Origin of the sequence: Phenylobacterium sp. (assembly GCF_035276905.1) — a bacterium.
Lineage (GTDB): Bacteria > Pseudomonadota > Alphaproteobacteria > Caulobacterales > Caulobacteraceae > Phenylobacterium.
In genome coordinates this window covers 1-2,823 of sequence record NZ_DATELG010000400.1, presented here as the reverse complement: position 1 = coordinate 2,823, position 2,823 = coordinate 1, and the positions used below count along the sequence as shown (strand labels likewise).

The following is a 2,823-nucleotide window of genomic DNA, read 5'->3' as shown; positions in this document are numbered from 1 at the left end:
CGGCGGCGCGGCGACGCTTGCGCCCGCGGGCGCCGGCTGGCGGCTGAGCGTGGCCGGCGGCGGCCTGCCGAAGGTGGACGCCGTCATCAGCCGCGTCGCGCTCACCACCGACGGGGCGACCGCGAGCGGGCGGATCAAGGCCGCGCTGTCGATCGGCCCGATCGAGCAGGGGACCTTCGACGCCTCCGGCGCGCTGCGGCTGGCGGGCCGGACCCTTAGCTTCACCGGCGACCGCTGCGCCCTGGTGAGCGCCAAGCGGCTGAACTTCGGCGCCAATGACGCCCGCGACTTCGCCAATCGTCTCTGTCCCGCCGGCGGGCCGCTGCTGTCGATCGGCGGCGGCGACTGGCGCATTCTCGGCCGGGCCGAAAACACCTCCGCCGAGGTCCCCTTCCTGCAGGCCAAGGTCGCCAAGGGCGCGGGCCTGATGGACCTCGCCTCGCACGGCGGCGAGCTGCAGGCGAAGATGACCGTCACGGGCGCCGAGGTGACCGACGCTGCGCCCCAGACCCGGTTCAACCCGGTCGGGCTGTCCGGCCAGATGCAGCTGGCGCGCAACCGCTGGACCGGCAAGCTCGGCGTGCGCGAGGGCGCCGGCCGGCCGCTGGCCACCATCGCCCTGCAGCACGAGATGCTGAGCGGACGCGGCCGGGCCGACGTCGAGACCGGCACGCTGACGTTCGCACCCGGCGGGCTCCAGCCGGCCGCGCTTTCGCCGCTCGCCGCCTCGATCGGCTCGCCGGCGGAGGGCCAGGCCCGCTTCACCGGGGGCTTCGCCTGGACGCCCCAAACTCAGTCCAGCTCCGGCGTCCTGGAGGTCCCGCGCCTGGATTTCCTGAGCCCCGGCGGCAAGGTCGCCGGCCTCTCCGGCAAGGTGGCCTTCTCCAGCCTCGCGCCGCTGGTCGCCCCGCCCGGCCAGGCGCTGAAGGTCGCGCAGATCGCCTCGCCGCTGGGCGCGATCACGGACGGCCGGGTCGTCTTCGGCCTGCAGCCCGACGCGCTTCGGGTCACGGACGGTGAGGCGGCGATCGGCGGCGGCCTGATCCGCATCGTGAGCCTGCTGACGCCGCTCGACCCGAAGCAGCCGATCCGCGGCGTCGTCGAGCTGGACGGGATGCAGCTGCACGACCTGGTCGAGGCCTCGCCCTTCGGCGACAAGGTCGATCTCACCGCCAAGGTCAGCGGCCGCGTGCCCTTCACCCTCGACGGCGACAAGGTGCGGATCGAGGGCGGGAGCCTGCACGCGGTCGAGCCCGGACGGCTGTCGATCCAGCGCAGCGCGCTCGGCGCGGTCGATGCAAAGGGATCGGTCGAGACCACCGGCGTGCCGAAGGAGGTCCAACCGGAGGCCTCCACCGACACCTTCAGCGACTTCGCCTACCAGGCGATGGAGAACCTGGCCTTCTCGACGCTCTCGGCCGAGGTGAACAGCCGGCCGGACGGGCGCCTGGCGGTGCTGTTCCACATCGTCGGCCGGCACGATCCGCCGCAGCGCCAGGTGATCCGGCTTTCGCTGCTGGACCTGATCCAGAAGAAATTCCTGAACCGCCAACTGCCGCTGCCGTCGGGGACCGGAGTCAATCTCACCCTGGACACGACGCTGAACCTGGACGATCTGCTGTCCGACTACGCCGAGTTCCGCCGCCTGCACGGTTCAGCCAAGGTTCAGCCGTGACGCGCAAGGATGGGACGGTGAGACCAACGGAGAAGATCACATGAGCGGCAAGTCGCCGACCCTGGCCGGCCTTGGAGCGCTGGCGCTGCTGGGCATGGGTCCCGCAGCCTGCGCCCCCACGGTGACGGTCGACGTCAAGCCGATCACCATCTACGCCAAGCTGGACGCCGACGTCCGCTTGCGCCTGGATCAGGAAGTGAAGGACCTGATCCAGAAGAATCCGAACCTCTTCTAGGTACGAATGCAGATGCACACCAAAGACATCATGGGCGTGGCCGCGGCGGTTCTGGCGGCGCTGGCGCTTCCCGCAGCCGCCGTCGCCCAGTCCGCCCAGGCCAAGGCCGCGGTCGATTCGGCGAAGGCCGCCGGCATCGTCGGCGAGCAGGCCGACGGCTTCCTGGGCTTCGTCGCCGGCGGCGGCGACCCGGCCCTCCATTCGGCCGTCGCCGAGATCAACGCCGGCCGCGCCGAGGTCTACCGCCAGGCGGCCGCCAAGTCGGGCGCCACGCCCGCGGCCGCCGGCGCGAGCGCCTTCGTCAACGCCATCCAGCCGCGCATCCCCGGCGGCCAGTACTTCAAGCCCGCCGGCGGCGGCTGGACGCGGAAGTAATCTACCTCCCCCGCGAAGCGGCGGGAGGGGGACCGCTCGCCGAGCGGAGCGAAGAGCGGGGGGTGGAGGGGGCAGGCCTCGTTCGTTGTGCCTCCGCCACTCTCAGCTCGGACGCCTGCAGCAGGATCCCGTCCGCCGCCGCGTTCACGCTCCGATAGATCGCCGACGCCGGAATGCGGAGCACCGTCACACCCTGTCGAGCCAGCCAGGCGTCCTTCGCCGCATCGCGCGCACGAGCCTCGTCGTCCCAATGCGTCGAGCCGTCGACCTCGACGGCGAGGCGCGCAGAAGGGCAGTAGAAGTCGAGGATCACCGAGCCGAAGGGATGCTGGCGTCGGAAGGTTGGCCTGTCGGCCGAGCGTCCGCGCAATCGCGACCAGAGCATCGCCTCGGGTTCGCTCATATTCTTGCGAAGATCCCGCGCGCGGTTAGCGATCAGCGTCCGTCTCAAGGTCTGAGCCCCTGGCTTGCCCCCTCCACCCCGCGCTCTTCGCTTCGCTCGGCGCGCGGTCCCCCTCCCGCCGCTTCGCGGGGGAGG

At 71.7% G+C, this 2,823-nt stretch carries 4 protein-coding genes; 3 read left to right on the top strand and 1 reads right to left on the bottom strand.

Features of this window, described 5'->3' with window-relative positions; genetic code table 11:
* From VJS38_RS19290 to VJS38_RS19280, 3 genes are all read left to right on the top strand, one after another.
* Positions 1 to 1,675 (top strand): intermembrane phospholipid transport protein YdbH family protein (locus tag VJS38_RS19290; RefSeq protein ID WP_324089770.1); only part of this gene is annotated, 1,675 nt, incomplete at its 5' end.
* Positions 1,676 to 1,769: 94 nt separating this feature from the next.
* The gene (locus tag VJS38_RS19285) at positions 1,770 to 1,910 is read left to right on the top strand and encodes a YnbE family lipoprotein (RefSeq protein WP_414692469.1); all 141 of its coding nucleotides are present in this window, start codon (positions 1,770 to 1,772) and stop codon (positions 1,908 to 1,910) included.
* A 12-nt stretch (positions 1,911 to 1,922) separates the two neighbouring features.
* Positions 1,923 to 2,285, top strand: a complete 363-nt coding sequence (locus tag VJS38_RS19280; protein WP_324089768.1) for a DUF1318 domain-containing protein — start codon at positions 1,923 to 1,925, stop codon at positions 2,283 to 2,285.
* Position 2,286: 1 nt separating this feature from the next.
* Here the strand turns inward: VJS38_RS19280 and VJS38_RS19275 are convergent, their stop codons facing one another.
* Positions 2,287 to 2,736 carry an endonuclease domain-containing protein gene (locus tag VJS38_RS19275; protein WP_324089767.1) on the bottom strand — a complete coding sequence of 150 codons (450 nt, stop codon included), beginning with the start codon at positions 2,734 to 2,736 and terminating at the stop codon, positions 2,287 to 2,289.
* Positions 2,737 to 2,823: the final 87 nt, after the last annotated feature.

Excerpts from the sequence above, each read along its gene's own strand:
- VJS38_RS19285 (WP_414692469.1), top strand. The coding sequence starts at position 1,770 with ATGGGTCCCGCAGCCTGCGCCCCCACGGTGACGGTCGACGTCAAGCCG.
- VJS38_RS19280 (WP_324089768.1), top strand. The coding sequence starts at position 1,923 with ATGCACACCAAAGACATCATGGGCGTGGCCGCGGCGGTTCTGGCGGCG.